We start from the raw sequence: 25,934 nt of genomic DNA, 5'->3' as shown, positions 1-25,934 counted from the left end.
CGGATAGACAACACCGTGGGCCAGACTGTTTGCCGTTATGGTCACGCAAACAAAGGCGGAGAGAGAGGCTTTTGCCGAAAGGCTGAAGGTCGCCCTTTCGCGCGGGCGCAAGCGCATTTCGACGCCTACTGCGCTTGCCGAGGCGTTCAACCTGCGCTGGCACGGTCGATCCGTGACACCGCAAGCGGCGCAGAAGTGGCTCACCGGCGCGGCGATGCCGGAGCCAGGCAAGATCGAGGTGCTGGCGCAGTTAACGAGCGTGCCGCTCACCTGGCTCCGCTACGGGTTGCCGGAGCGCAGGGGGACCGGCGCCCCCGCTCCGGGAGAGCCACACGCAACGCGTTACGCGCAGATCGACAAAGCGTCCGTGACTGCGGAAGAACTTCGGCTGCTGGCCCAGCTTCGTCTCATGCCACCGCCCCGGCGTGAGCTTGTGCGGCAGCTGGCGCAGGAACTGGCGCTCGAATCCGAAATGTGGATCAAGTAGGCGCTCCGCCTGCGTGCTTGTCCGAGCGTGAATCAATGCGGTCTTAGTTAACCGGATTGCTCCTGGCTTCCAACGCTTTGAGGCATGCGTTGGCCGTGCTGTTCGACTTCAGCTCGAAGCAGCGTGCAGCAGCGGCACGTGCGGCCGTTTCCTGAACACGGCGCTCCGCTGCGGTGATGACTTGGTACTCCATGAGCCACTTCATGAGCAGCGCCATCGCGATCAGAAGCCCCACCAGGGCGCCGACCAATGTCGCTCGCCAAGTGCTCCGGCGGCTGACGGGCGATTCTGTCGAGCTTGCACCATCTGCTGCCGTCTCAATTGCAGCTGAATACCGCATCGGTGCTTCGCTGCCGCCGCCATGAATGTGGCCTCGCGGCAGTGCCGGCGCTTCGGTCGCCACTGGCGTGGTGCGAGCAACCGTCGCTGCATGCCCAGGAGGGCCGTTGCCTGGTCTCAAGACGAATGCTCCCGCTTCGTGGCTTTGCGTCGCCTCAGATGTGCCACCCGCTCAAGTTGCTTCTGGCGCTCGGTGATGGCCAATGCCTTGGCCTCGTCCTCGCCATGCGTCTTAACGGAAAAATACTTAGTGACCAGCTTCTTGCCTTCCACCGGGTCCGTGTAGTACGTGAGTGCACCCCAGTACTTCGGAAAGCGATGCACACCGGCGACGCCGCTCTTGTTGGTACGCAGGATGATCTCGGTCTTGCCAACGGGCGCCGGGATATGCGGTGGAATGGCGGTAGCGGGAGCGTTGCGCACCGTGGCTTCCGCCGGGTGAACCGCGCACAGCCCGGTCAATTGTTGCAGTTGCCTCTGCCTCTCGGCGATGGCCAGCAACTTGGCCTGCGCCGCGCCATGGCGGCTGACGCTGAAATACTTGGTCAGTTTCTTCCCTGGCGACAGCGTGGTCCCCGCGATCCACGCCTGCACGTTGCCGTCCTGTCCCAACTGACATGTCACGCCAGGAATACCACTGGTGTTGTTGTTTTTGAGTAGGGTGGCCTTCTGCACGCGGGTCCTCGGCGGGTGCGCTTTGACGATGTCGTCACGCCACGCCTGGGCCCGTATCAGCGCAGCCTCTTCATCGCCGTACATGGAAAAGGGAAACGGCTTGGAAAAACGTTCGCCGTTGCGCGTCAAAAGAACGATCCACCCGGGGCCGTCACGATGACCCATCGCTCTGCTGATGCCGTACATCGCGGCCGATTTGAATTTTTGGCTGATCATGGTCTGAGCGCAGACGGTCCGTCAAATCCGCTGCCGGCATTGCATCGAACGGTTCCAGTCAGGGATCCCTGCTCACAGTTCCCCGAGCTTTGCGGCGTCCACCGGCTTTTGCAGCCACTTGGCGATGTCACCGCCCAGCGCATAGGTCACCACGCCCACCATGCTGCAGGTGCTGCGTGGAATGCCGAAGTACATGAACATCTGGCGCTGCGCCGTGAAGTGGGCTGGCGCGGCGCCGGGGCGGTCCAGCACGCCGTGCAGCTGCACGATCTTCGGGCCGCCATAGAGCCCGCCGGCATTGGCCAGGATGTCCGTGATCTCGATGCGCAGGGTCGGTGCGCCGGTCACGTTGGTCGAAGGCGATGGCACCGCAAACTCGTAGGGCGTCAGCAATTGATCCTGGATGGCCTGGTTCAGCGATGCGGGGACATCGCACGCGTCGTCGGCCTTGGTCAGTTGCGCGCCCTTGGTGGTCTTGCCGTAGCTGATGGCGGGCAGGATCACCGCGTTGCGGGCATTGGCGGTAGGCTCTGGCGGTTCGGCTTCGGCGACCTTGGAGCCACGAGAACCGCAGGCGGTGAGCACTGCGGTGGCCAAGGCGGCGATGACAAGGATGTGTTTGCGGATAGTCATGAGTTCTTGCGGTTGATGGTTGGTGTAGGTGCTGCCCGGGATGTGGACGCGAAAACGTTGATCGCGAATGACGGAATGTCTGCGGATCAAGGGATGGTGGCGGGGCGAGACGCATCGGTTGTTGCACGCACCGCAACGCGCCGCTTCTTCACCGTGACCACCGGCGCGCAAGCAGAAGCCGGAGGTGGGTGGCTCGGCGCGGGGATAGGCCGCGGCCCGTGTGGAGGGTCAGCGACCAAGCGGTCGCCCGAGGGATCGTTCGACGCCCACTGTGACTTCTGGGTCTTGGCCGACCGCTTGCGCAGTGCACCTTCGATTTTTTTGGCATGGAGCATTGCCACGACATCGCCGTTGACTTGTGCGTAGTGGCCATCCGGGGTTCTTGCGAGCGCGCCGATGGCCGCCACACTGTGCTGGACCGTGCCGAGGAATGTCATGTCCTCGCGCGCGTTCGCAAACATGCGCCAGTGATTGCCCAGATGGATGACGAAAGGAGTCTTGCTCATGGCGGGACCCGAAACCGTGTCGACTTCGGAAGCTGATCAGAAGCTCGCGTTGAGATTGAACCCGAAGGTGGTCTTGGCTGTGCGATACCCCTCGGGTTTGCTGATCGGCGCCCCCATGAAGAAGTCATAGCTGAGCTTGCTCCACTGCCCCCGTACCCCGATGACGGCGCCGGCCAGATGCTGCCCGAGCAGTCCGACGGTGCTCTGTCCACCTACCTGCCCATAGTCGGCCCCGACATACAGCTCCGCCCCGCTTGGCCCCAGGGCCCAGCCGATGTCGTTGCGGATCAGCCAGCCGCGCTCGCCCATCAGGCTGGTCTCGCCATCGAAGCCGCGCACCGTGTAGCGCCCGCCGATGGCGAAGCGGTCCTGCGGCGTGAGCGGCGTGCGGTTCCACTGCGCCCGCACCAGGCCCGAGTAGCGCAGTTTCTGTTCGCCCAGCTTGAACGGCACGTTCAGGCTGACTTCGGCCGTGTACAGCCGCATGCGCGAGGTGCCTTCGCCGAACTGTTCCTCCGGCGCCGCGATGGCCCCGAAGCCGCCCGTGCCGTGCTTGTAGGCCAGCGTGCCTTCCAGCGTCGCGTCGCCGATGAACTCCTTGTGGTTCAGCCCGAGCTCCCAGCCCCCCACCACCCGGTGCTGCACCTCGATCTCGGTGTCGTCCACAAAGTTGCGCGACTCCCTGCGGAAGCCCTTCAGCGCCAAGGTCGTCTTGCGGCGCTGGTCGCGGTACAGCAGGCGCGAGAGCTTGACTTCGGCGTTGTTGGTCTTGCCCGCGTAGACATAGTCCTGGTTCAGCCCGGCCACGCGCTGGTGGTACTGGCTGTTGGAGGCGGTGACCCCCAGCATCCAGTAGCCGTAGGGCAGCGAGTAGTGCACCGTCTGGCCTTCGGTGCCCTTGGCCGGGTCGCTGAACACATGGCCGTTGAGATTGTGGTTGGCGCTGACGTAGAACAGGTCGTTCAGGCCCAAGGGGTTGTCGATGGAGACGGTGGCGCCGGCCTGGTAGCGGCCGGTGGCCTCGGTGCCGCTGTCGTCCAGGCTCAGGGTGAGGCGCCACTTCTTGGCTTGGACGTACTTGACGACCAGGTCGCTGTCGCCGGGCCTGGCATTGGGCGCGGTCGAGGGTTCGATCTGGATATCGGCCTCGGCCGTGGGCGCGCGCTTGAGGTTCTCCAGGCCCTGCTCGATGTCGCGCAGGTTCAAGAGATCGCCCGGTCGTGCAGGAATGGCGGAGCCTAGCAAGGCGCCGCTGCCCAGCAGCGTGGCCGAGGAATCGGGCGTGGTGCGGATGGCGGCGATGCGCCCGGGGACCAGCGACAGGGTTAAGGTGCCGGCGGACAGGTCCTGCGGCGCGGCCAGCACGCGGGTGGTGACGAAGCCGCGCGCGATGACGGCCTGCTGGGCGCGGGCCAGGACCACGTTCACGCCTGCCGTGCCCAGGCACCGGCCGATCGGCGAATCGTTGCCTTCAGGACCGGAAAGGTCAGAGACCGCCCACTGGAAGGCCTCAGATTGCTCCCCAACCAAGCGCACGCGGTCGATCCGGAAGCACGGGGCGTCGGAGGCCGGGATGCGCTGGGTGGGTGCGGGCGGGGCCGCCTGCAGGCGCTGGTCGACGGTGCGCTCGTTCTGCTCGCGCAGGGCGCGTTCGCGTTCCTGCTGGCGTTGCTGTTCGACGAAGGGCTGGGGCGTACTCGGAACTTGGGCCGAAGCTAATAGCGGACCACCCAATAGCACGCCGGCCAGCATGGCACGCGAATTCGTTTTCAAGTTCTCTCCCTCGCCGTCTTATTTATTGAATGCGCCACGTTGCGCAAAGGCAAAAAATTAGTAGTAGTTTTCTATCGGAATCGCGTTCCGGCCTGCCAAGCCAGATACCGCAAATCGACAATATCCGCAATGGCTTGATATGTGCTCCAGTCATCTGGCAGGCAATAATCAGACACACCAGATTTTCTTGCCAGGTTTTCATAATCGGAAAGAAAACTGACAGAGCCATTTTTATAATAATTGCAGCAAAACTCCAAGCCATCTGAACTTAAATCAAATTCAGATAACTTCCCCTCCATAGCTCTCCAGACAAAGGCTCCTGGCGTTATTTGTTTGTGGCGAAGCTCTATCAATTCCGCAGAAAAATCATCTTCAACGGTTTTGCTTAGCAAGTTGTTAAATGCGGCCCAAGCGATAAACATACCAATGTGTGTAGCGCCATGTTTGGCAGGAAGATCGGCAGGGAACCCTTTGCCACTTGAATGCCAACTTGCGTCGTCTATGCTCATCTACGGCGCCTTTTTCTGCAATGATGCCAAGGCTTTAGCCAGGAATTTCGTATCCGACGTATCAGAATTTACATCCCGATCGAGACTGCTCAGCCATTTCAAATAGCCCTCACGAAAAACCTTAAGTCCTTCAGGTTTGACGTCTTTCAAGTAAATGACGAAATTGTCGGGGATATTTAAGGGATCGTTGTGAAGTGTGCTGCGCACCAGTTCGTTGTCCTGTAGAAATTTCAGAAACGTTCCAACAATTTCTTTCTGTCGTCGGCGAGAGCGCTCTGTTAATTCCGGGGTTGATTCCAAGGCATATTGACCAGCGCTTACCAATACCCAATCCGGGAATTTCAGCAAAAACTCCGCGTACTCAAGGGGTGCTTTACTTTTTGCCATCACGGCCTCCGTTCAAGTCTAGAAACATTGGGGACCAAAACCAAATTTCCTGTATCGCGATCTCTAACATACAAGCCGCCTGCAGCTCTGGTGTCGGCCTCATGTTGCAGCTGTCTAATTTTATCTGCAGTCAGACTTGTCGTCTCTACTACATCGATAACCTGTCCGTTTTGGATGACGACATGATCTATGCGACGACTCGTATTGGTGATCGGATCAATTACTATATTTCCGTTCTTATCTCTTAGATATTGTTCATTTTGAACGGATGCCAGAGGATATTGATTTCGAAGATCCGTTGTCACATCCTTTTGTCTCTGACTTCCCGCCACCGCGTTGGCTTGTACGCTGGCCATAATGAGGCCGGCCATGCTCTGCTGCTCAGCGGCCGGCAGCGTCGTTGTGAAGTCTCTCGCCCATTGTTGGGCTTGATCGAGCGGCATGCCTTCAAGAACGTTGCCAAGCCACGTCTGCAATGCGCTCGGCGACTCCAAGGGCGGCGGGCCAAATTCCTTACTTGCTTGGCCAGGAACCGGAACGTACGTCGGTCCACCAGGTACAGGTTGCCGACCTGCTCCGTACCCTCCACTACCTGGCTGTGAGTCGATGGGATCGAGCGCATCGCTTCCAGAAAACACTGTCGAATTGATGTCCCCCAGCGTCACCGTAGCCGTCGCAGTGATGCCTAGGAGGAAAGCCATTCCCACCGCATCAACGCACGCTGGCGAAGCGAGGCATAAACGGGCCGCCACGCCTCCCCCTGACTGAATGAGCAATCGCAGGCCTCCAGCGGCCGAGTTGTTGGCGGCTTCGTTGAAAGCACCGGCTGTGCCCGCTGCGCTTCCAGAAGCGGCCCCCAGGCCCAGCGCTCCAAGTTGCACCACTAATGAAGCGAGAGGAGCAGGCATACCTGCTTCAATCAAAGCGGTGTAAACCTCTGGAACCACCTGCGTTGCGACTCCGGCCCCGATGCCGCCAGCAATCCCACCGACTGCCGCACCTAGAAGAATGTGTCCACTCGCGCGGCACGTACCACCGGGTCCCCAGCAGGCCATTCCGGCTTCATCGGCGTTCTTCATCGCTTCTTCGAACTTGGCATCCGCATGCTTGCCCCACGCTGTTGCGGCCTGCGAGCCGAACTGCGCCGTCAGTTGCACCTGCGATCCCACATCCCTCATCGCCCAATCGAAATTCGTTTGGTGCAGCGCATTGGTGCTGTCCACTCCCGTACGAACACCCGCATTGCCGGCGAAGCCCGAGATCCCGCTCTGAGTGATGCTGTTCTGATTCACATGGCTGTTCCCGAAGCCCGCGCTCGGCGTTCCGGAGGAACTGACGCTCACGCTGTATCCACTGCCCCGGAACGTGTCCTGATTCAGCAGATCAGTCATCGTCAAACTTCCAGTGGCAAAGTTGTTCTTGCCTCCATTCACAGCAGCATCCGTGCTGCTGATCACGCCGCCTACAAGGTTGGTGTTGCCTGCTACGGTCACGCCAAAACCGCCATCTCCCGCAAAAATGCCGCTTTGCTGTGTAGCGCTGGCGAAGTTGCCATCGCCGCGCACGTTGTGCGCATTCACGCTGACGCTGCTGTCGCCAACACACCACCAGACGCAAAGAGTAGCGTTGAAGCCTCCGCCGCTGTTCTGGCTGTGATAGGTGCTGGTGTCTTGCAACGTTTCGATGCGTAGATTGCCGCCCACGTCGGCTTCCACGCGCTCACCCGAGACCGTCGCGCCTCGCAGCGTCGTGTCGCCGCCGCTGGCGATGTTGACTCGCCCTCCGGCACTGATGGTGGTGTTGGTCCACGCTTCGTCTGTGCCGTTGTCCCGGCCGCTCTGACTTCCGGCTGCGATCTCGATCGTGAAGCCGTTGCTCTGTCCGAAGCTATAGCCCACTCCGATGCTCGCGTTGCTGCTGTGGCTGGTGGAGCTCTGCTCTTGGGTGTTCGCCGCCGCCTCGAGTGTGACGTTGTTGTCCGCCGCGAGACTCACGTTCTTTCCGCCAGTAATCTCGCTGCCGCGTATGAGGATGTTGGAGTCTCGCCCACCACCGGTGGCGGTGATGGCAACGTTACCGCCAGCCTGCACGCGTGAGCCAGCCGATGTACTACTGCTTTGGGTGCTGGTAGTTTCGCTGGAACTGCTGCCCAACGTCAGGGTGGCGCCCATGCTGACGGCACCGGTCCCCTTGTTTGCGGCTTTCGAGACGTCTTGATATGCTGAATAGCCGCTGAGTCCCATGCTCGCCGCGCCCAACGCCTGCATGCGGTCGTCCTTAGTATTGCCCATGGCCGACGTGGTCTCTTCCAGATTCCGCAGCATGTCAATCAGCGGCGCCTTGATACCCAGCGTGATGCCGCCCTGCGAAAAGCTCTGAGTGCTTTCGCTGCGACTCGTCTCGCGCGCCTCGACGATCTGCACGTCGCGCGCACGGATGTCGATGTCGCCGCCGGGAGCAATCACATCGCTGCCCACTTGGCTGTAGCGATTGCCTGCGGTGATGATGACGTTGCCCGTGATCGCCCCCACGGTGCTGCCTACGGCGGTGCTTTCTTCGCGATTGCGGGTGGTGCGCGTGTCCTCATGGCCCCAGGTCCAACCCGAGTTCGAATCAAACATGCCGCTGTTCGATTCCTCGCGGACATACTGGCTGTCGCGCGTCTGCGTCGCGGCCTCAATGGTGATGTTGTTGCCGGCCCAGAGCTCGGTGCCCTGGTCGCTCACGACGCTCGAACCTCGGACGCGGATGTCGTTGCCTGCATCCAGCACCACAGTCCTGCCGCCCACGCTGCTGCCGATGACGCTGGTCGAGCCGAAGGTGCCCCGCTCCATGCTGCTGTCGCTGCCCCAGAAGCCGCTGTCCTCGGTGCGGCGCCCCGCATTGAGCACTGACGTTGATTGGCCGGCATCGATGGTGATGTTGCGTGTGGCGGTCACCTCCAGCGCGCCCTCCGAGCTGTTGATGGTGCCCGCGCGCACGTTGACATCGCGCTGGGCGTGCAGGCTGATGTCACCGCTGGTTTCGATGCGGGTGCCGATTTCTCGCGTGCTGCTTTCGGCACGGTAGTTGCCGGCGTCCCGAACCGTGGTGTCCTGCCGTGCAGTCGTGACGGTGCCAAGGTTGATGTCACGGCCCGCGCCGACCTCGGTCGTGCCTTCCTTGCCGCTGTTGACGACGAGAGCGCCGATCAGGTTGACGTCGCGCCCCGCCGAAGCCACCAGCACGCCATTGGGGTCGCTCACATACAGACCCGCCACCCGGTCGACGATGGTGGCGCCGCGCAGGCTCACGGCCCCGGGCGTCAGGTCCAGCGCCAACCCACTGGTGCTGGTGGTGGTGCGGACATTGATGTCGCGCCCAGCATCGATTGTGAGTTGACTGGCCGCGTCGATCGTGCCGCCGATGTTGTTCAGATCGGTCCGGGCCTTGAGGTCGACGGCGCCGCCGGAGATGCGGCCGTTCAGGTTCTGGATGTTCTCCGCCGTGATGCTCACGGTCTTGCGCCCGCCGACAGTGCCGCTGTTGACGAAGTCACCATTGAGCTTGATGTTGACCTCCTTGCCGGCCAGCAAGGCGCCCGAGCCGTCGATGTCGCCGTTCTTCACGCGCACATAGACCTGCGGCACCAGCACGCGTTGGGTGCTGCCGTCCGGAAGCGTCACAGTCTGCTCCACCAGCCAAACGATGTCGCTGGTGAGCTGGGCCATCTGCGCATCCGTGAGGGCGATCCCCGGGCGCAGGCCATACTGGCGTGCAAAGGTGACGCCCGCGTCCATCAGCGCGGCGTATTGCTTGTCGTCGCTGTCGTAGCCATCCAGGTAACGGTAGCCCGTCAGCTGCGCCACCTGTTCGCGGATCAGGCGCTGCTCGTAGTAGCCGTCGCCCAGCCGTTTGAGCGTGTTGTTCGGATCCAGCCCCAGGTTGTTCAGCAGGTAATCGCTGCTGAGCCAGTTGCGGTAGTTGGCAAATCTCGGATCGGTCTCGATCAGGTAGTGGCTGGAAGCTTCCGGATGCGTGCGAAACAGGCTGGCGGTGGGCACCGTCAGGCCAGGCAAGGTGGTCCGCACGACCTGCGTGGTCCCGGAACTGGCCGCCAGCTTCACCTCGATGATCGAATGGACGATAGGGCCTGTGGCGCCGCCCGTGCCCGCGCCCGGCGCGTTCACTGGCGTGCCGGTCCCGCCTGACACGCCCGTGGGGCCGCCGGCATTGACGCCGCTCGCGCTGGCGACGCCCTGGTTGGTGCTGCCGGGCGTCAAGGTGCCAATAGCTGTGCCGCTGCCAAACACGGTGACGTTGCCCTCTTGCCGCGCGGCGGCCAGGGTCACGGTGATGGGAACGCTGGTGTTGTAGGGAGATATCTGTTCGCCGTCACCCAGACCGGCCTGAAACAGTTGCACCCCGGTGCGCGTCTGCGTGCCAGAGATCTCGACGTTCTTGTTCGTGATTGTTCCGCCGGTGACAGTGAGCGCACCTCCGGCCAGGATCTGGCTCATGTCGTTGGTGCCGCTGCCTACCGCAATGTCCATCTTGCCGCCGGCGATGATGCGGGCGGGCGACGACGTCTGCAGCACCGGGGTGGTGGTCGATTCGGTATAGACCCAGGCGTAGTAGGAGCGGGCGTAGTTGTCGTAGACGTCCGTGATGAACGCCGCTGTGGCAATGTCCAGGCGTTGGTGGGCTTCAAGATAGGCCGCGCGCTGGGCATCGTCGGCTGGGGTGTCGGTGGCCGGGGGCATCACCCCGAAGGTGGCCCAGATCGGGTCGGTCCGGGAATACCAGGCGCCGGGCTCCGTGAACTCCTCGCTGAAGTCGATGCTGATCTGGCGCGTGCCCGTGAGATCGCTGCTGTTGCGCGGCGGGTTCGCATAGTAGGCGCCGTATCGGGACTTAGGATAGCTGGCGGACGGGACCAGGATGCCCGCGAACGGTCCGGATACGGGTCCAATGCCAGTGTTGACAAAACTGCGCCACAGGACGCCCATGGCCGGTCCCTGCGTGATCACGAAAACCAGCTGGCTCGGATCGTAGCGCGTCGCGCTGCCGGGCAGCGCATATTCGGTGTGCTGCGTGCCATCGGAGACGGTCTGTGTGGTCCAGGTCACGCCGCCGTTGGTGTTGTTCAGGACATTCGTCTTGATGTCGATGTTGCGTGTGGCCTCGATGGTCGCGGCGCGGTTGTTCACCGTGCCGGCCGAGCCGGTGGCCTTGCCGTCAACCAGCGTGCCACCGATGAAGATGTCGCCATCACTGAAGATCAGCGCACCGTTGCGGTTGTTGAGCGTGGTGACGCCGAGGTCCAGGCGCTGACGCGCGGCGATGGTGCCGGCCGAGGCCACGCCGTTGACCGTCTCGGCATCGTTATTGAGCGTACCGACGCCGATCGAGATTTGACCACCGTAGATGCGGCCGGTGCCCAGGTTGTTCAGCGTGGCTGCATTGATGCGCGTGGTGCCGCCGTCAATGACACCGCGGTTGGTGACCGTGCCCGAAGCGTTCAGGGTGGTGGTCTTGCCCTGGATGTCGCCGGTGGCGGTGTTGTCGATGTCCTTGGCCGAGAGCGTGAGGTCGTTGCCGGCGGCCAGCCGGCCGCTGTTGTTAATGTCACCGGTCGTGGAGAGCGTGAGATTGTTGTTCGCAACGGTCTCGCTGCCCGCGGCGAAGGTGATGTCCTGCGTGACCGCCAGGCTCATGTCGCCAAGCGACAGCAGCTTGCCATCCCATGTGACCGAGCCCGCGTCGAGCACGACGTTCTTGCCGCCGACCAGGGTCCCGCCGGTGTTGAGCACCGACAGGGTCTTGGGCGTGCCGGGGTCTCTCACCGTGAGCGTGTCTCCGGCGGAGATCAGACCAAGGGAATTGTCGATCAGCCCGCTGCTGGTGAGGGTGGCGTTGACATCGGCCCGGAGGGCGCCGGCGTTGTTGATCAGGTTGCCGGTGCTGATGACGACGTTCTGGCCTTCGATGCCTTGGTCCGTGCCTTGGGTGTTGGTGTTGACGATAGTGCCGGCGTTCAGCGTTGTCGTTCCAATCGACCGGAGAAGGCCGCCGTTGTTGCTGATGCTGCCGGCGTTGATGCCGAGGTCGCCCACGGCCTGCGTCTGGCCACCGCTGTTGTCGTAGCTCGCGCCGTTGGTGTTGATCGCCAACTTGGACTGGCCCAGCACCAAGCCGCCATTGGCGTTGGTGAATTGGCCAGTGGACGCGCCGAGGTCTCCCGCAGCGCCGATGAATCCGGCGCTGTTGTCCACGGCCCCGGTGGTCAGGCTGAGCGTGCCGCCACTGGTGATGCCGCCCTGGCCGTTGGTGTAGCCGGATGCATTGGTGTTGGTGAGCGCCTGACCGTTCGTGTCGATGGTCATGGCGCCGCCGCTTTGCACCAGGCCGGTGTCGTTCTGGAGCGCGCCCGACTTCAGATTGACGGTGGTCGTTGCCGCCAAGGTGCCCTGGGCGCTGTTGTCCAGGGTATTGCCACGCGTGTCCACCGACACGCTGTTGCCGAAGACCTTGCCGCCGCGGTTGCTCAGCCCGCCGTTGACCAGGGTGGTGGCGCCGCCGGCTTGCAAGGTGCCGCCGTTGTTGACCGTCGCGCCGGTGGTCGTGACGCTCAGGTTCCCCGTGACGGCTGCTGCGGTTCCGCCGCTGTTGTCCAGCGTGCCGGCCACGAGCGTGGTGTTGCCGTTGGCGGCCAGCGTGCCGCCCACGTTGGTGGCAGCGCCGCCAATGGTGGCGGTCAGATCACCGACTGCGGTCACGCTCCCGACGTTGTTGTTCAGGCTGCCGGCCATAATGGTGGTATTGCCGCCCGCGCCGATCACGCCCTGCTTGCTGTTGTCGAGCAGGCCGCCCACGCTCAGGCCGAGGCTGGAGGTTCCGGCGGCACGGATCGAGCCGCCCTGGTTCTCCAAGCTGCCGGCGGCGATGGTCGTGGCGCCGTTGCTGGCGATGGTTCCCCCGCTGTTGGTCAAGGCGCCGCCGACATTGAGAGCGGTGGCGCCGGTGCCCACCTGGACGATGCTGCCGCCCTGGTTGCTCAGCGAGCCGGCCGACACGTCGATTTGCTGCGCGTAGGTCGTTCCACCGTCCTGGTTGAAGGCCGCCGACATGGCTACCGACAACGCGCCGTTGGCGGTGATCTGGCCGTTGCTGCCGCTGTAGCTGCCACCGCCGATGCTCAGGGTGCCGGTACCGGCATGCTCGATCTTGCCGGCCGCATTGGTGATGCTCGCGCCTTGCAGCGTGAGGTCCTGCCCGTTGCTCGCGATGCGCCCGCCGTCGTTACTCAAATTGCCCGCGACGGCAATGGTGGTCGCCCCGGTGCCGGTCTGCACGATCTCGCCGCCGTTGGTGTTGACCAGGTTCGAGACACTGAGCTGCAACTGCCCCGCGTTCAAATGGCCGGCGTCGTTCACGAGCGTCTGCGCCGCATTGCTGTTGGCCGTGACGCTCAAGGTGCCAGGCGTGGTGATCGCGGCCTGGCTGGTGGTCACGTTGCCTTGCGTGGCCGTGAGCGCGAGGTTCGCGGCGCTGGTCTGGCTGGCCGAGAGATCGACGCTCGCGCCTTGCAGCGTGGCATTGCCCGCCGCGAGGTGGGTGCCATGGGCGACCAAGGCGCCGCTGGTCGTCACGACCAAGTCACCCGCCGCAGCCAGCGTGCCGTCGCCCTGGATGCCGGCGCCGAGCACGCCGGTGCTGCTGCCTTGCAGGCTGCCAGCGGTGATCGTCGTGTTCCGCCCGGCCGTGATGCTGCCGTCGTTGGCCAGGGTGCCGCCGACCGCCACGGTCGCATCGTTCGCGCCGCGCAGGCTGCCGCCGTTGATCAGCGAACCGGACTGCACATTCAGGTCGGTAGCCGCGGCAATGCTGCCGCCGCTGCCGTTGAGGAGCTGGTTCGCCACCGCGAGCTGCACACCGGCCTGCGCCGACTGGATGCTGCCCTGTGTATTCGACAGAGCGCCGGTGTGGAGCGTCAGGGCCTGATTGGAGACGAGTGTTCCGGCGTCGTTGACCGTGGTCCCGGCCACGTTGGCGCTCAGGCTGCCCACCGCCGAGATCGTTCCACGTGTGTTCTCGAGCGTCCCGCCCACGGAGAGGTTCGCACCGGTCGCGCTGGTCAGCACGCCGTCGGTGTTCACGAGGTCGCCGCTGGTGGCGATGTTCAGGCTGCCGGCGTTCAGCGTCCCTGCCGAGTTGTCGAAGGTGCCCAGGTTGCCGGTGAACGCACCGGAGACGTTGAGGGTGCCCCCGTGGTTGGAAAAGCTTGGCTGGCTCAGCGCCATGCTGGCGACGCTCAGCGTGCCGCCGTTGTTGATCAAGTTGGCGCTTTGCAGCGTGATCGGGCCACCGGCGTAGATCTTGCCGCCATCGTTCAAGAGCGCCCCTGCGGCGGTGATGATGCCCGGCTCGATGGGGGGCGGTGCGGGGGCCGGCGCGCTTGTGGTGGTGGTTCCGCTGGTCGTGGTTGTGGTGCCGCTGGATGTCGAGTCCGTGCCGGTGGTGCCGCCCGATGTGGTCCCCGTGGTGGTCGTTCCGCCCGTTCCAGCGGTCGGTGCCGGTGCGGGCTCCAGCCCGATCACTCCGCCACTGGTGTTGCTCAGCGTCGGCGCGGCTAAGGTCAGCGCAACGCTGCCGGTCTGCCGGATGACGCCGGCGCGGTTGTCGATGTCGCCCGCCGTGCTCGCGAGCTGCACGCCCTGGCCTTCGAGCGCGCCGCCCGTGCCGTTGAGCGCGTTGGTCAGGTTGCCCTGCGTCGTGACCTTCAGGTTGCTGCCGCTGGAGATGGTGCCGCTGTTGGCGAGGCTCGCGGCCGAGAGGTTCGCGTCGGCCGTGGCCTGGATCGTGCCGATGTTTTGAAGCCAGCCAGATTGGGTGACGATGAGCTGCCCCGCGCCCGCCAATGCGGTGGTGCCCGGCGCGGCCTGGATCGTGCCGGCATTGCGCACGCCCAGACCAGCTTCGGTGCCCACCAAAAAAATCTTCCCGGCAAACATGCCTCCAAGGGCTGCGACATCCAAGGCAAAGGTGGGGGCCGTGCCGGTACCCGCGATCGGGGTGATCTGGCTGTGATCGGCGCTGATCTGATTCGCGCCAGTGATGACCTTGAGCTCGGTCGCCCAGATGCCGGCGTTGGCTTCCACGGCGCGTGCGAGGATGGTCGCGTAGTCGGTCCTGCTGGCATCGAAACCCGCGCCGTTGATCGTGATGGTGCCGCCGCGCACCAGGAAGCTGTCCAGGCCGCCGTACGCGTTGAACTGCGGCGTGCCCGTGGTCACCGTGGCGCGGCTGGCATTGATGAAGCCGCCTCCCTCGATGTTGATGCCGGCCGGGTTCGCGATGACCACCTCGGCGCGCTGCCCGCCGACTTCGATGTAGCCGCGCAGCTGGCTCGGGTTGCCACTGTTCACTTCATTGAGAATGATTCTCGCGGCGCCCGTGGCCAGGTAGGGGTTGCCCTGGACGATGCCGCCGAGCTGCGTGGTGGCTGCGGTCCTGCTGTTGTTCAAGATGGCGCCATTGGTGCCAACGTTGAAATCGCTGTAGACGTTGCGCGACACACCGGCTGCGCTCGGAGTTTGTATGTTGATCAGGGGCGTGCCGTTGGGCGCCACGAGCACGGTGGGGCGCAAGGTGCCGGGGACGTTGGACGCGCCGGCGATCTGGGCATGCGAATAGGGGGCGGCCAGCAGGCCCGCGAGCGCGGCGCCCACGAGCATCGGTGCACGGGCCCCGGCAAGCGCGCTGGTGGTCACTGCCGTTGCCTTGGAAGCGCCTTTGCCCGTCGTGACGGCGGCCTCGGAAACGACGACCCGCATCCCACGCGCGGCACTCCAAATCACCCTAAAAAGATTTTTATTCATCTCGTTCTTCTTCCCTGATCGCTTGAAGGCAACGCACGCCGCGAAACGCAATGTGCCGGGACGCCAATGTCGGCGGCCCCATGCCCGGATTCTGGGATCGAGGAGCGAGAAGAAGTGCCAACGAAACGTCAAGCGCGAGGATTCAGTTCGAAAGCGCCACTTACTTCACACCGCAAGTCGTGGCGCCGCAACGACGCACCCCGGCGAATAACGCTTAGGTTCTATGCGAGCCCAGCTATTCGACATCCGCAGCGCCAGCACCAAAAGCGAAAGCCGGCGTGAAGCCAGGGCGGAACACAGTTGTTCACCAAAGACCGCGCATTTGTTCACGGCCGGTGTTTTGGCGCTCTGGCATAAAGGGACCGTCGCTTTCGAGCGATCTTCCTGAAGACTGTTCGCTCAGTCTTTTTGCCAGCTTCGGTGGGCTTCTTTTTTTGGTCACGCTTTTCGTGCGAAACCTCACGGCAGCCGGCGAGCGCCCTGCTCTGGATGGTGGGCACCCGCGAGATACTGATTTCAGAACAGTTTCAGGGAGCAGCCAAATGGCAGCGCTTGTCGATGGTGCGGGTACGTTCTCTTGGACGATGGAGGTTCCGGTCATGATCGACGCCGCCCGTCGCAAATGCATCCCGATCGTCTGCATGTTTCGAAGCAGCCTCACGGCCAAAGACGTCGATCAATGGGTGATGCATCCGAACGGCACACCGCGCAGTGACCGCGAGTTGGCGGCGGAGGCGCTTGTCGAAATCCGGCGGCCTGCTGGCGCACGTGGACAGACCGGGCTCCGGGCGTTCGATGTGGCCGACATCCTGGAACTCGACTGCGCCGCGGCCATCGTGGTCTCCACATATCTCGCGATACTGCCCCGGGTCACCGGCCGGTATTGGACAAAGGGCCATCTACTCCGAGGCGGGTCGCGTCTTCGGGGCATGAAGGCTTTCGTCGAACGGCCGCGAATTCCACAGCAGTGGCGAGAGGTTTAGGCAAATAAGCGCCCTCGGAAAGCTTTCAGACCGATGACCCGATCCGCACGGGCCCGGCATTGGAACCCTCACCTTCATGTCTTCACGCCCTTCCCGTCTTCATCTAACGCAGCCTCGCAATCTCGCACTGGCTACGGCGGCCCGACATCTGATGTTCCAATCCACCATGAAATTGAGTGACGCTGGCAAAACCCGAGATGCAGATCGCATGGCGACTTCTCGTCGTAGGCGCCGCTGTCTAGCGATCCTCTCTCTGACGACGGCCTTGTTCGCCTGCACTACACAACCGTCAACACCGTATCGCCCGATGCGTGAAGGGCAGGAGCCGTTCGGCTATGCCTCTGAAGCAATTGGCGAACTGCTCTACCGCGTGGAGTTCTGGGGTTCGAATAAGACCCCAGAGAGAACGACAAAAGCGTTCGCGCTCTTTCGTGCAGCCGAGTTGGCCAGAATGCTCAACATGGTGGCCTTCACGATTGAAGACGGCCCATTCGATCGTTCGGTCCTGGAGGGCGACGATGTCTTTTCCAGCAACGACCGCATCGGGCCGACGTTCCCGTCCGGAGCAGACACCATGGGGCCCGTGCGCCGAGTCCGAACCTCGACGATCTGGATCCCGATACCGGTCCCGACTCCCGAAGAGCGCTACGCGCGCACAGCATCGAAACTCGTGATCCTGCGCGTCCGCATGCACCCAAGGCCTGTTGCTTCGGGAAATCCGCGAACTTTCACAACAGAAGAAGTGCTGGATCGTTTAGGGCCACGAATCGTGCGCGGCCAACCGTCATGAACGGAGCGTCATCCGGCGATGCGTCCTTTGTCGCTGCGCCTTGATCTCATTTCTAAAATAAGTCCGGCCGAGCTAGGACCAAGAGAATTTGCACGTTGCTGGCTGCCGTCGCGTTGCCGTCGGGAAAGAGAAGCTGGACTCGGCTCGGGAGCATGAAGGTCTCGAATACATCAAAGTTGCGATCGGAGTGAATCAGATTCCCGCCATGCTGATGCGAGCAGATTTGCGAGTCGCGAGGATTACGACAAAGCCGAATCCCTCTATCGCGAGATGCTCAAGACAACACCCGACGAATCGGTTGCAGCGCACGAACTGGGAACCGTTCTCTTCTTCCAGCGCAGATATGACGAATCGAAAATGGTGTGCGAAGAACTGCTGAGACAAGACCCGCAGTTTGTTAGAGCGCAGAATGGTCTCGGTGCGATCGCCAGAGTGCGGGGACGCTATTTCGATGCCGTCGAGCACTATTCCTTGGTGATCGAGTCGTGTCCGAACTCCGCATTGGCGCACTACGGCCGAGGCGTTTCCTACTTCCACGTAGGAAGTTCAAGGGAGCCGAAGCCGACCTGAGAAAAACCGAGGATCTCCTGCCCAAGGGATCGGAAATGTCGATCGAAGCGGGAGCCTTCATCAAAAAAATCGACGCGAGCAAGGGCGCATACCTAAATTGACGTCACCAAGTGCGGCTTCGGGTTCCGCAGCTCGTTCGTCGCCGCCCGTAAGCTCAGTGCTCGCCGCCTCAGATCAGACCCGGGATTGGAGGCATGCGCAAACTCAAAGCAGTCGGCTGTTGGGCAATGACGTGGCCCAGGGTATTGATTCATCAAATGAATGCTGCCGCACGACCAATATGGCAGGACTACGCCGGCTGTCTCGCCGATCGCCCAAAGGCGGCGAACAACCGTCAGTCCTGCGGAATTTCGTTCGCAAGCTGAAGGAGAAATGGCGGAACTGAACTTGCCCCGAGTACAGCTCTGAACTTCTCAAGATGCACTGGCCTCAACCGCAAACGTCCGCTGGCGAGCGACATCAGAAATTCCGGCAATGCATCACCCTTCCGTTCGCGCCAAGCGTCGACTTCGGCGATCAGTATGTCGAGCACTTCGGCGCTGCAAGCTTCGTCGACGGCATAGTTCAACTCTGCGGGGTGTGCCGCGCGCAAGAAAGCAGCACGCAGAATCGAGTCGTTGTAGTCTCGAAAGTTGGACGGACAAAGCGTCGCGGGCGACACGAGCACTTGCCCATACACCGACTGACTCCAGCGGATGACAGGTGCTTCTTTGTTCGCGACCTTGAATCCCTCGTTTCCGCATCTGGCATTGGCCAGTAGATTCGACACCACGGCATAGATGTCAGCTTGCGACACCGATTCAATGTCTTGCTGGGTATTGAGGTATACGAAATCTGTGGCAATTCGCAAGCTACCGTTTTGCCCCGGCAAGAAAAGGCCGTCGCCTTCACAAGAGGCGCCATTGAGCACTGCCAGGCGATCTCGCAAAGCTGCATCAAGTTGAACGTCGGCATCGAGCCGCAGAAGTAACTCTCGCTCGCGATCCCAAGAAGACGGTTGGTCGCCGCGCCAGGGCAACATCAGATCGACAGCCGCCCGGTATATGAAAGTCTCCGGGCCGTGTTCGCCCCACGAAAGGAAGACTTTGAGGTCGCTCAAATTTCTGCCGGAATCCGCGATGGTCACGGCCGACAGATACGCGACGCAACCGCGTGGCGTTCGCACGCGGAGTTGGGCATTGATTCCTCGCAGTTTCGCGTGGTCAGACAAACATCCGACCATGACCAGAACGTTTCCTCCTTCAACGATCGGGAGTTGGCCGACTTGATCGCCAGTCACCACATGCGCGTTCGCGAATAGAGCCTGAAGTCCAGCCTTCTCAACCAGGTGCTGAAAACATGCCTCGCTCAGATCGACCAAGATGACGTACGTCACGGGCACCGGCGTAAAGCGCACCATTAGCCGAATGAAGGATGCGGTTATGGGGCTGTCACGAGTCAGTATTTTCTCCGCGTCGACGGCTACATCCGTGCGATGGTTGCCCTGCGAATAGAAACGTGCTCGCAAGACGTCTTGGCGAGCTAGCAGATCGAAGGTCTTGCGAGAGCTTTCAGTCTGCGACTCGTTGTTCGACCGCAGTCGCTTGACGCCGCGTTTTTCGAGAAGAAACTGGTCGCCCTCAAGCTCCGCCAACAACCAGCCGCGATTACAGAAGCTGCACTGCTGATGGGATTGATTGGTGATCTGAGGGTATCCAAAAGTCCGGCCCGGCCGGAAAGTTAGATCGCACAACACCGCTCCGTTGGCCGTCATCGTGGGCGTCGACTTCAGGATGTAAAGCGTGAGCACGTTGTTTTCGCGAAAACCCTCCTCGATCAGCCTTCCGGCAAGTCCTCCTGAGGTCGACGCGGAGATGATCGCGAGATCACCATGGCCAATCGACGGAAGTTGCTCCAATCCTCCATATGAACTGAACGAGCGCGCTGGCGGCAGCGACTGCCACAAGTCATGCACGGTTGCGATCCGGTACATAGCAAACACTACCGATAGCAACGGAGCTGTATCCACAAAAATGCGTCGCACTTCGCCTGTTGGCCGCCTCGCAAAAGCCATACTGCCCAGCAGTCCACAAGCGGCCGTGGAAAGTAACACGCTGCTGGTACGCAAGAACTTGTCCGCATGTTTTCCAGAGGCCTTTCCGAAGTGAACCCCTGGCGGAGCATCGACCAAGCCACGATGGCGATCAAAGAGATCAAACAGCCAGCCCTCTTGCATTTCAAGTGGCACGTCGACAGCCGGTGGGGGCGGAACATCCCGCTCGACCTGCTGCCACAGCGCGAGCAACTTCATTCGCTCGCCGTCGCGTCGAAGCGTCAAGACCGCAAGATCGCCATTCGCGCGCCGAACTCCGGTTCCCGCTTGAACGGCTTCCAGTACAGCGCCTTCGGTATGGAATGGTGCAAAGACATAAATGTGTGGCGTGTTCGGTCTGCGATCAAGAACGTCTCTCACATCCTCGCCAATGATCGCGCCCGAGATTGATACTTCGTCATAGACCAGCAGGCACGCATCCCCCTCAAAGGCGCCGTCCCTGAACCGGGTGGTGAGTGCCAATGCCCTCATCTAATTAACTCAGAGGGACCACGACACGAACGGCCGACCCGACGACTGGCTCGTGCCCTGATGGAATCGCGAGATACTTTTTCTCGACGTCGAGCAATTTCGGGCGAGGCCAAGCAATGTGAGCAAAGCGCGTGCTGACCTCTTCCATCTGCGCTTGCAGTTCACCGTCCATGAAAGTGCGATATGCAAACAGCCGGCCGGTGCGCACCTCAATGCGCCCCTTCAGGGCTTGAATTGAGCGCAATACTTCTGCAAGGCCCATGGCTCGATGACCGGAGCGATTGTCTTCAAGCTCAGGGTGGAAATGCCGCTCGAGGCAGTTGTGAAGCACCTTCCACTCCTCCGCCAAGCTCGTGTCCGCTTCCAACGGTCGCCGAGTATAGGAAGGGTAGTAGCCGATGCCTGTGTCGAAAATAAGCACCTCGAGGCAATCAACAGCCTCGGGCGGAGTATTTCTAGGCGCGCCCTTGCGTGGGGGTTTGGCTAGCACGACCCTTTTGAAAGCCAATCCGCGCATCGCATCCGGGGAGAGTGGTCGCCCCATCAGATCAAGGCGCCCGTGCATGTCGGTGTTCTCAAACAGTTCAGCAACGATAACGCCCAGCGCCGTCGCATTCTTGAACGTGTTGGATGTTTGGACCGATGCTCCGACCTGGTGTGCGATCACGTCGAGCACCATTGTCTCGAAGTTCTCACGGGGAGCCACGGATCCGGTCGCGCTGTCATAGAGGTCCCGGGGACGGCTTTGACCACGGTTGTCAGCGCACAAGGCGATCTGACTGAGCGAGAAAAGGTCGCTCGTCAGCCTGTATTTGCTGATCGCCTTTCGCGCAGTCGCGATGAACTTGAGAACCTCGTCGTCCGTCTTGTTTTGAACGCTATGAGATGCACCGCTCAAAGAGAGAACGACGGCCAAGAGCGGGAACAGGGCGGCCGATACGGCGACACGTTCGGCGATGGAACTTCCCCACTGGACTCGAAAACTTGCGCCCGCTCGTGCAAATGTCAACAGGCGCTGAATCGCGAAGACTTCTGACGGCAGCCCTGGCGCACTGATCATGGCCTCGTATTCGTCGGGAACCCTCAAGACAGCTTCTGCACCAGCCGACGCCGCCGCTGCCAGGCCCGGCAAATCCTGGAGCAAATCGAGCGGAAGCTCAATGGGGCGGGTGAAAGTGGTGGGCATTGGAACTTATCAACGTGCCAAAGTGTAAGCCGTGCGGCGTCATACGCGCTCCGTTGCCCGGCTACCGGTCTGAGCGGCCTGTCTTGCGCTGCGGCTCAGCTTTCGTCATTGCCTAGTTGCGCCTCATGAATAAAGCCTTTTCGGACACAAGCCGAGCGCGCGCTAAGCGTCGCAGCTTGCCACATGAGTTCAAGGCTCAACCAAATGACTCGCAGAGTGAGGCCGCAGCCGCCTGCGATGGCGCCACGTCCGATCGTGAACGACCACCTCACTTCGCCTCGCATTTTTCAAGGCGGGGGAAGCTCGTCGAGTTGAGGTGTCAGCTTGGCCATGACCTGCAGCCAGAGCGACCTGTCCAAGGGATGTTTGCTGTGCGTCTGGCCCACTACGTCGTAGCCGCGTCCTGGAAATCCAACCTGGTCATCACCGTCTTTCATGTGGCGACCCAGCGCAGCTTCCATCGCAGCCACCCGGTTGCGAAGAATCTGGTGCTGATCCCAATTGTCCGTCTCGCTGAAGATGGGGCCGACACACGCCAATCGATAAGTCGCCGCCGTCGGGTCCATTTTCTTGCGCCGCATTTGGCGCAAAAGCATGTTAGCCGAGGCACTTTCCCGTATGTCTAAATGCTGTCCGAGTCGATTAAAGGGAGAGGCCGCATTGCATGACGAGCTGTCCCCCGTGCGCCCCACATAGACAATCGCGCTGCCACCGCACTGGACGTGCCAGACATAGAGCCAGAAACCACGCTCGATGAGCGCGCCGGAAAACGTTAGTGAATGGGTTTTCATTCTGCAAGTATGGCCTGCTGCGCCAGCTGTCCTTGAACCAAAACCAGCTGCTACGGCTTGTCAATGGCGCTTGCTTACCAGCGCCTTCTTCGCAATGTTGCTTGGTGCAAGTCGCTCCCTCGGCCAAATCGGTAGAGCCAAACTGTTCGGTCGCCGCGTCGTGGGGCCTGAGCACCAAGCAGAGCGGCACCGTTGATTTACATGCAGAATCGACTTTCCGATAGGGAGAGTACAAAGCATGAACAGCGCGCACGACACGGCTGCGATCCTGGACTATTGGCACGCCATTGAGGTTTTTTCACCGCAGAACATTCCACGCGTCGCGCCGAACGAGCAAAGCGAACCGGTCTTCGCAGCCGGCTCTTCGCAGCCGCTGCCATGGGAGTCAGCCCATGCCCTATTCCACCGCTGGCCGCCAAAGAGCACATCCAGACGCTTTATGGTCTATTGCGGCGTCCTGGCCACTTCTGCGGTACGCACCATCCTCGAAGACAAGCTCGGCAAGGACGACGAGTCGTTCGATGAACGCAGCGACGGCGAAACCTGCTTGTTCGCCTTCTCGGTAACAGACGCCGGCCGGCCGCTGTTCCACACATCGGTGCTCTCCAGCTGTGCGTGGGGCGCCTCTCGCACCCTCGATCCAACGCCGGCGAGCAGTCAATGGCTCGATGGCTTCGATGAAAAGTCCAAACAGATCGTCACCGACTTCGAGCACGGCTACGCAGCGGCAGACGACGACGCAGAGGCCCAACGGCTCCTCGGCATGGGGTTCCGCATCGGACGTCCGCTGAGCTACTCCGATCTGCTGGCCGTCACAGAGCGCGTCGCAACGCAACTCGGCTTGCTGGATCTCTTGCCGGATCGCGGCATCCGCATCCGTTGCGGGCTGGTGGCATCGTCGAAACAGTATTCTGCAGAAGACAGCGATTTTCTGAACAGCTTCTACTTGAAAGACCTCGCTCGAGTGGCCGCCGCGGCGAGGGCTGGCAGCATCGGCAAGGGCTTGAAGGACCTCCTGGCCCATGAGCCGCAGCTTGCAGCCCGCATTGACGTGCGGCAGTCCATGAGCGCGCTGTTCGAGCAGCTGTCGCCAACGTTGTTCCCTCGCGGTCGCTGGCCGAGCAAAGGCCACCATCCACTCGTCTTCAGTCAGCAGTTCGCGATCAACGCCATGACGAAGGACCTTGACGCAAGCCATCGCTCGGACGGCGGCGTGTTCGCGGTCAATGGCCCGCCGGGGACCGGAAAGACGACACTGCTGCGCGACCTGATCGCATCGGTAGTGGTGGAACGTGCCATGCGCTTGTCAGAACTGTCGAGGCCGGACGACGCGTTCAAGGGCGAGGGTCGTTGGAAGGTGGACAAGTACAACCGCGTGATCTCGATCTGGAAAGAGCAGTTCCAAGGTTTCGAGATCGTCATCGCTTCCGCCAACAACGGCGCAGTCGAGAACGTCACGCGGGAGATCCCGGGCATCGATGCCGTTGACGCCGCATGGCTTGATGGCACCGATTATTTTCCGGAGTTTGGAAGCCGGCTGCTGGATGCACCTGCGTGGGCCATGGTCGCGGCACGCCTTGGTAACAAGACCAATCGCAACGAGTTCACGAGTCGCCTTTGGTACGGCAGCAAGGAAGCGCGTGCGCAACATGCAACTGATCCTTCCATCGCCGGCCTGCTGAACTGGCTCAAGAGCGTCGAAGGCCAGCCATTCGACTGGCGCAAAGCCACGACCGAATTCAAGGCCGTAGTGGCGGAAGAGCAAGCACTGCGCCGGACTCGGGTGCAGGCGCACGAAGCCTATGCGCGGCTGGCCGCTCTGCATCACGAAATCCCAGCGGCGGACCAAGCCTTGGACGCGAATGCAATGAAGCTGCAGCTCGCGGCCAACCGAACACCGCTGCTGAAAGCGGAACGCGCCCGAGCCGCACGACAGGTCGAAGAGATGCAGTACATGCGCGAGCAGCATCGCAAGTATCGGCCCGGCTTCGTCGAAATCGTCATGACTCTGGGTCGAGCGTTCAAGGAATGGCGCTCCAAGGACAAGAGCATGGAGGCCGCGACCGACGATGCGAGACAAGCTCTCGAGACAAGCGTTCAGGAACTCACCGAGCACTCAGCCGAGATCCAACGTATTGAAGGTGAGGAGCAAGAGCTCCGCGCTGCTGGTGATGCGCTGCGCCGGGAACAAGCCGCTGCGAACGAACACCTTCGGTCGGCCAAAGATCAACTTGGCGCCGCGTTTCCGATGGTTGCGCAATGGCGCGAAGCGGAAGATGTCCGAGAGCTGTCTTCGCCTTGGGCCGATGCCGCATGGAATGACGCGCGCGCCAAGGTTTTTCTGGCGGCGCTGGCGCTGCACAAGGCGTTTGTGCTCGCCAATCCCTCGACCATGCGCAAGAGCCTCCAAGGCTCGATGGACATCTTGTCCGGCGGCGTGCCGAGTGACGCGGCGCCAGAGGCAGTGCGCGCGGCGTGGACAACGCTCTTCTTTCTTGTGCCGGTGGTATCCACCACATTCGCATCGTTCGACCGCTTGTTCTCTCACTTGGGTCAGGAGTCGTTGGGCTGGCTGTTGATCGACGAGGCTGGACAAGCGGCACCGCAGCTCGCGGCCGGCGCGATCTGGCGGGCAAAACGATCGGTCGTCGTCGGCGATCCGCTTCAACTTGAACCGGTAGTGACGATTCCATTTACCGCGCAACAGGCGTTGCGTCGACATTTCGAGGTCGCCGAGACTTGGCTGCCGGGCCGCACGTCGGTGCAGCAGCTTTCCGATCGGATCAGCCGCTACGGCACGACGCTGAAGACCGATGATGAACCGCTGTGGGTTGGTGCGCCGCTGCGTGTTCACCGTCGCTGCGACCAGCCCATGTTTGCCATCTCGAACGCCATTGCATACGGCGGCTTGATGGTGTTCGGGACTACGCCGCGCGCGGCCATTGATTTGCCTGAAAGCCAATGGATGCACGTCGAAGGCGGCAATGCCGACGGACACTGGATCGAGCACGAGGGTCATGCGGTAGAAGACTTGATCGGCCGGCTTCTGAGGTCCGGCGTCGCGCCACGCGAAATCTTCCTGATCTCACCATTCCGCGCCGTCGTTCGCCGGCTGCGGCAGATCGCGCAGCAAGCCTCAGGCATTCAGGTCGGAACGATTCATACGGCACAAGGCAAGGAGTCCGACGTGGTGATCTTGGTCTTGGGTGGCAATCCGAGCAAGCCGGGTGCGAAACAATGGGCGTCGCAACGCCCCAATCTTTTGAACGTCGCCGCGAGCCGTGCCAAGCGTCGGCTCTACGTCGTGGGCGATCGAAACGAATGGCGCAAGTATCCGTATTTTGGTGACGCGGCAGGATTGTTGGAAGCGCCTGGCGATCTGCGGTCCGATTCACAGGTCATCTAGAGGCCGAGATCCTTGGACGCGACCGCTCAACCCAAGCGCCGCACATGGGTACATTCAGCCGGCGGAGCCACTGGCGTAGAAGCAAGTCTGGAATTCCACACCCTGAGAGAGACGATTGGACAGTCGGCTCATGCGCGATCTTCTGACATCTAACGATCTCTTCTCCAGAAATGCGACTCGACATGACAGAGGCCATCACATGCGCAAGCTGGAGAGGGCAGCGCGGCCGGAGACAAATGCGAAAATCTTCGCGCTCCCAT

17 protein-coding genes are annotated in these 25,934 nt (G+C 61.8%); 6 read left to right on the top strand and 11 right to left on the bottom strand.

The annotated features are described in order from the left end of the window. The first annotated feature begins 37 nt into the window (after positions 1-37). Entirely contained in the window at positions 38-487 is a 450-nt protein-coding gene (locus J2X92_RS24200; RefSeq protein WP_307579501.1) for a transcriptional regulator, read from the top strand. A 43-nt stretch (positions 488-530) separates the two neighbouring features. Here the strand turns inward: J2X92_RS24200 and J2X92_RS24195 are convergent, their stop codons facing one another. After that, positions 531-692 carry a hypothetical protein gene (locus J2X92_RS24195; protein ID WP_307579499.1) on the bottom strand — a complete coding sequence of 54 codons (162 nt, stop codon included), beginning with the start codon at positions 690-692 and terminating at the stop codon, positions 531-533. Here J2X92_RS24195 and J2X92_RS24190 point away from each other — a divergent pair. Then, positions 691-852 (top strand): hypothetical protein, encoded by a 162-nt coding sequence (locus J2X92_RS24190; RefSeq protein ID WP_307579497.1) that lies wholly within the window; start codon positions 691-693, stop codon positions 850-852. The genes J2X92_RS24195 and J2X92_RS24190 overlap by 2 nt on opposite strands. Positions 853-943: 91 nt before the next feature. Here the strand turns inward: J2X92_RS24190 and J2X92_RS24185 are convergent, their stop codons facing one another. From J2X92_RS24185 to J2X92_RS24155, 7 genes are all read right to left on the bottom strand, one after another. Further along, entirely contained in the window at positions 944-1,717 is a 774-nt protein-coding gene (locus J2X92_RS24185) for an AP2/ERF family transcription factor (protein WP_307579495.1), read from the bottom strand. A 72-nt stretch (positions 1,718-1,789) separates the two neighbouring features. Further along, positions 1,790-2,350, bottom strand: a complete 561-nt coding sequence (locus tag J2X92_RS24180) for a hypothetical protein (RefSeq protein WP_307579493.1) — start codon at positions 2,348-2,350, stop codon at positions 1,790-1,792. Between the two features lie 86 nt (positions 2,351-2,436). After that, the gene (locus J2X92_RS24175) at positions 2,437-2,856 is read right to left on the bottom strand and encodes a hypothetical protein (protein WP_307579492.1); all 420 of its coding nucleotides are present in this window, start codon (positions 2,854-2,856) and stop codon (positions 2,437-2,439) included. 36 nt (positions 2,857-2,892) lie between these two features. After that, positions 2,893-4,608, bottom strand: coding sequence for a ShlB/FhaC/HecB family hemolysin secretion/activation protein (locus J2X92_RS24170; protein ID WP_307579548.1), 1,716 nt, complete (start codon positions 4,606-4,608; stop codon positions 2,893-2,895). A 92-nt stretch (positions 4,609-4,700) separates the two neighbouring features. Continuing rightward, entirely contained in the window at positions 4,701-5,138 is a 438-nt protein-coding gene (locus J2X92_RS24165) for a DUF7832 domain-containing protein (protein WP_307579489.1), read from the bottom strand. Continuing rightward, the gene (locus J2X92_RS24160) at positions 5,139-5,525 is read right to left on the bottom strand and encodes a hypothetical protein (protein WP_157634330.1); all 387 of its coding nucleotides are present in this window, start codon (positions 5,523-5,525) and stop codon (positions 5,139-5,141) included. Further along, on the bottom strand, positions 5,525-15,385 hold the full coding sequence (locus J2X92_RS24155; protein ID WP_307579487.1) for a hemagglutinin repeat-containing protein: 9,861 nt from the start codon (positions 15,383-15,385) through the stop codon (positions 5,525-5,527). Before J2X92_RS24155 ends, J2X92_RS24160 begins: the two co-directional genes overlap by 1 nt. 599 nt (positions 15,386-15,984) lie before the next feature. Here J2X92_RS24155 and J2X92_RS24150 point away from each other — a divergent pair. From J2X92_RS24150 to J2X92_RS24140, 3 genes are all read left to right on the top strand, one after another. Beyond that, positions 15,985-16,368, top strand: coding sequence for a hypothetical protein (locus J2X92_RS24150; protein ID WP_307579486.1), 384 nt, complete (start codon positions 15,985-15,987; stop codon positions 16,366-16,368). A gap of 76 nt (positions 16,369-16,444) precedes the next feature. Then, a complete protein-coding gene (locus J2X92_RS24145) occupies positions 16,445-17,158 on the top strand; it encodes a CC0125/CC1285 family lipoprotein (protein WP_444875719.1) in 714 nt (237 codons plus the stop codon). Between the two features lie 165 nt (positions 17,159-17,323). Next, complete coding sequence (locus J2X92_RS24140) at positions 17,324-17,728, top strand: tetratricopeptide repeat protein (RefSeq protein WP_373424878.1); 405 nt, start codon at positions 17,324-17,326, stop codon at positions 17,726-17,728. Positions 17,729-18,062: 334 nt separating this feature from the next. On the opposite strand, the gene J2X92_RS24135 is transcribed toward J2X92_RS24140, so the two are convergent. The 3 genes from J2X92_RS24135 to J2X92_RS24125 all read right to left on the bottom strand — a co-directional run bounded on the left by J2X92_RS24135 (position 18,063) and on the right by J2X92_RS24125 (position 22,268). After that, the gene (locus J2X92_RS24135; protein WP_307579480.1) at positions 18,063-20,282 is read right to left on the bottom strand and encodes a hypothetical protein; all 2,220 of its coding nucleotides are present in this window, start codon (positions 20,280-20,282) and stop codon (positions 18,063-18,065) included. A 13-nt stretch (positions 20,283-20,295) separates the two neighbouring features. Continuing rightward, on the bottom strand, positions 20,296-21,477 hold the full coding sequence (locus J2X92_RS24130) for a hypothetical protein (protein ID WP_307579477.1): 1,182 nt from the start codon (positions 21,475-21,477) through the stop codon (positions 20,296-20,298). Positions 21,478-21,764: 287 nt separating this feature from the next. Then, positions 21,765-22,268, bottom strand: a complete 504-nt coding sequence (locus J2X92_RS24125; protein ID WP_307579475.1) for a hypothetical protein — start codon at positions 22,266-22,268, stop codon at positions 21,765-21,767. Between the two features lie 238 nt (positions 22,269-22,506). On the opposite strand from J2X92_RS24125, the gene J2X92_RS24120 reads away from it, so the two are divergent. Further along, on the top strand, positions 22,507-25,674 hold the full coding sequence (locus J2X92_RS24120; protein ID WP_307579473.1) for a DEAD/DEAH box helicase: 3,168 nt from the start codon (positions 22,507-22,509) through the stop codon (positions 25,672-25,674). Positions 25,675-25,934: the final 260 nt, after the last annotated feature.

The organism is Variovorax paradoxus (assembly GCF_030811855.1).
Taxonomy (GTDB): Bacteria; Pseudomonadota; Gammaproteobacteria; order Burkholderiales; family Burkholderiaceae_C; genus Variovorax; species Variovorax paradoxus_L.
This window is presented reverse-complemented; position numbering and strand designations above follow the sequence as displayed.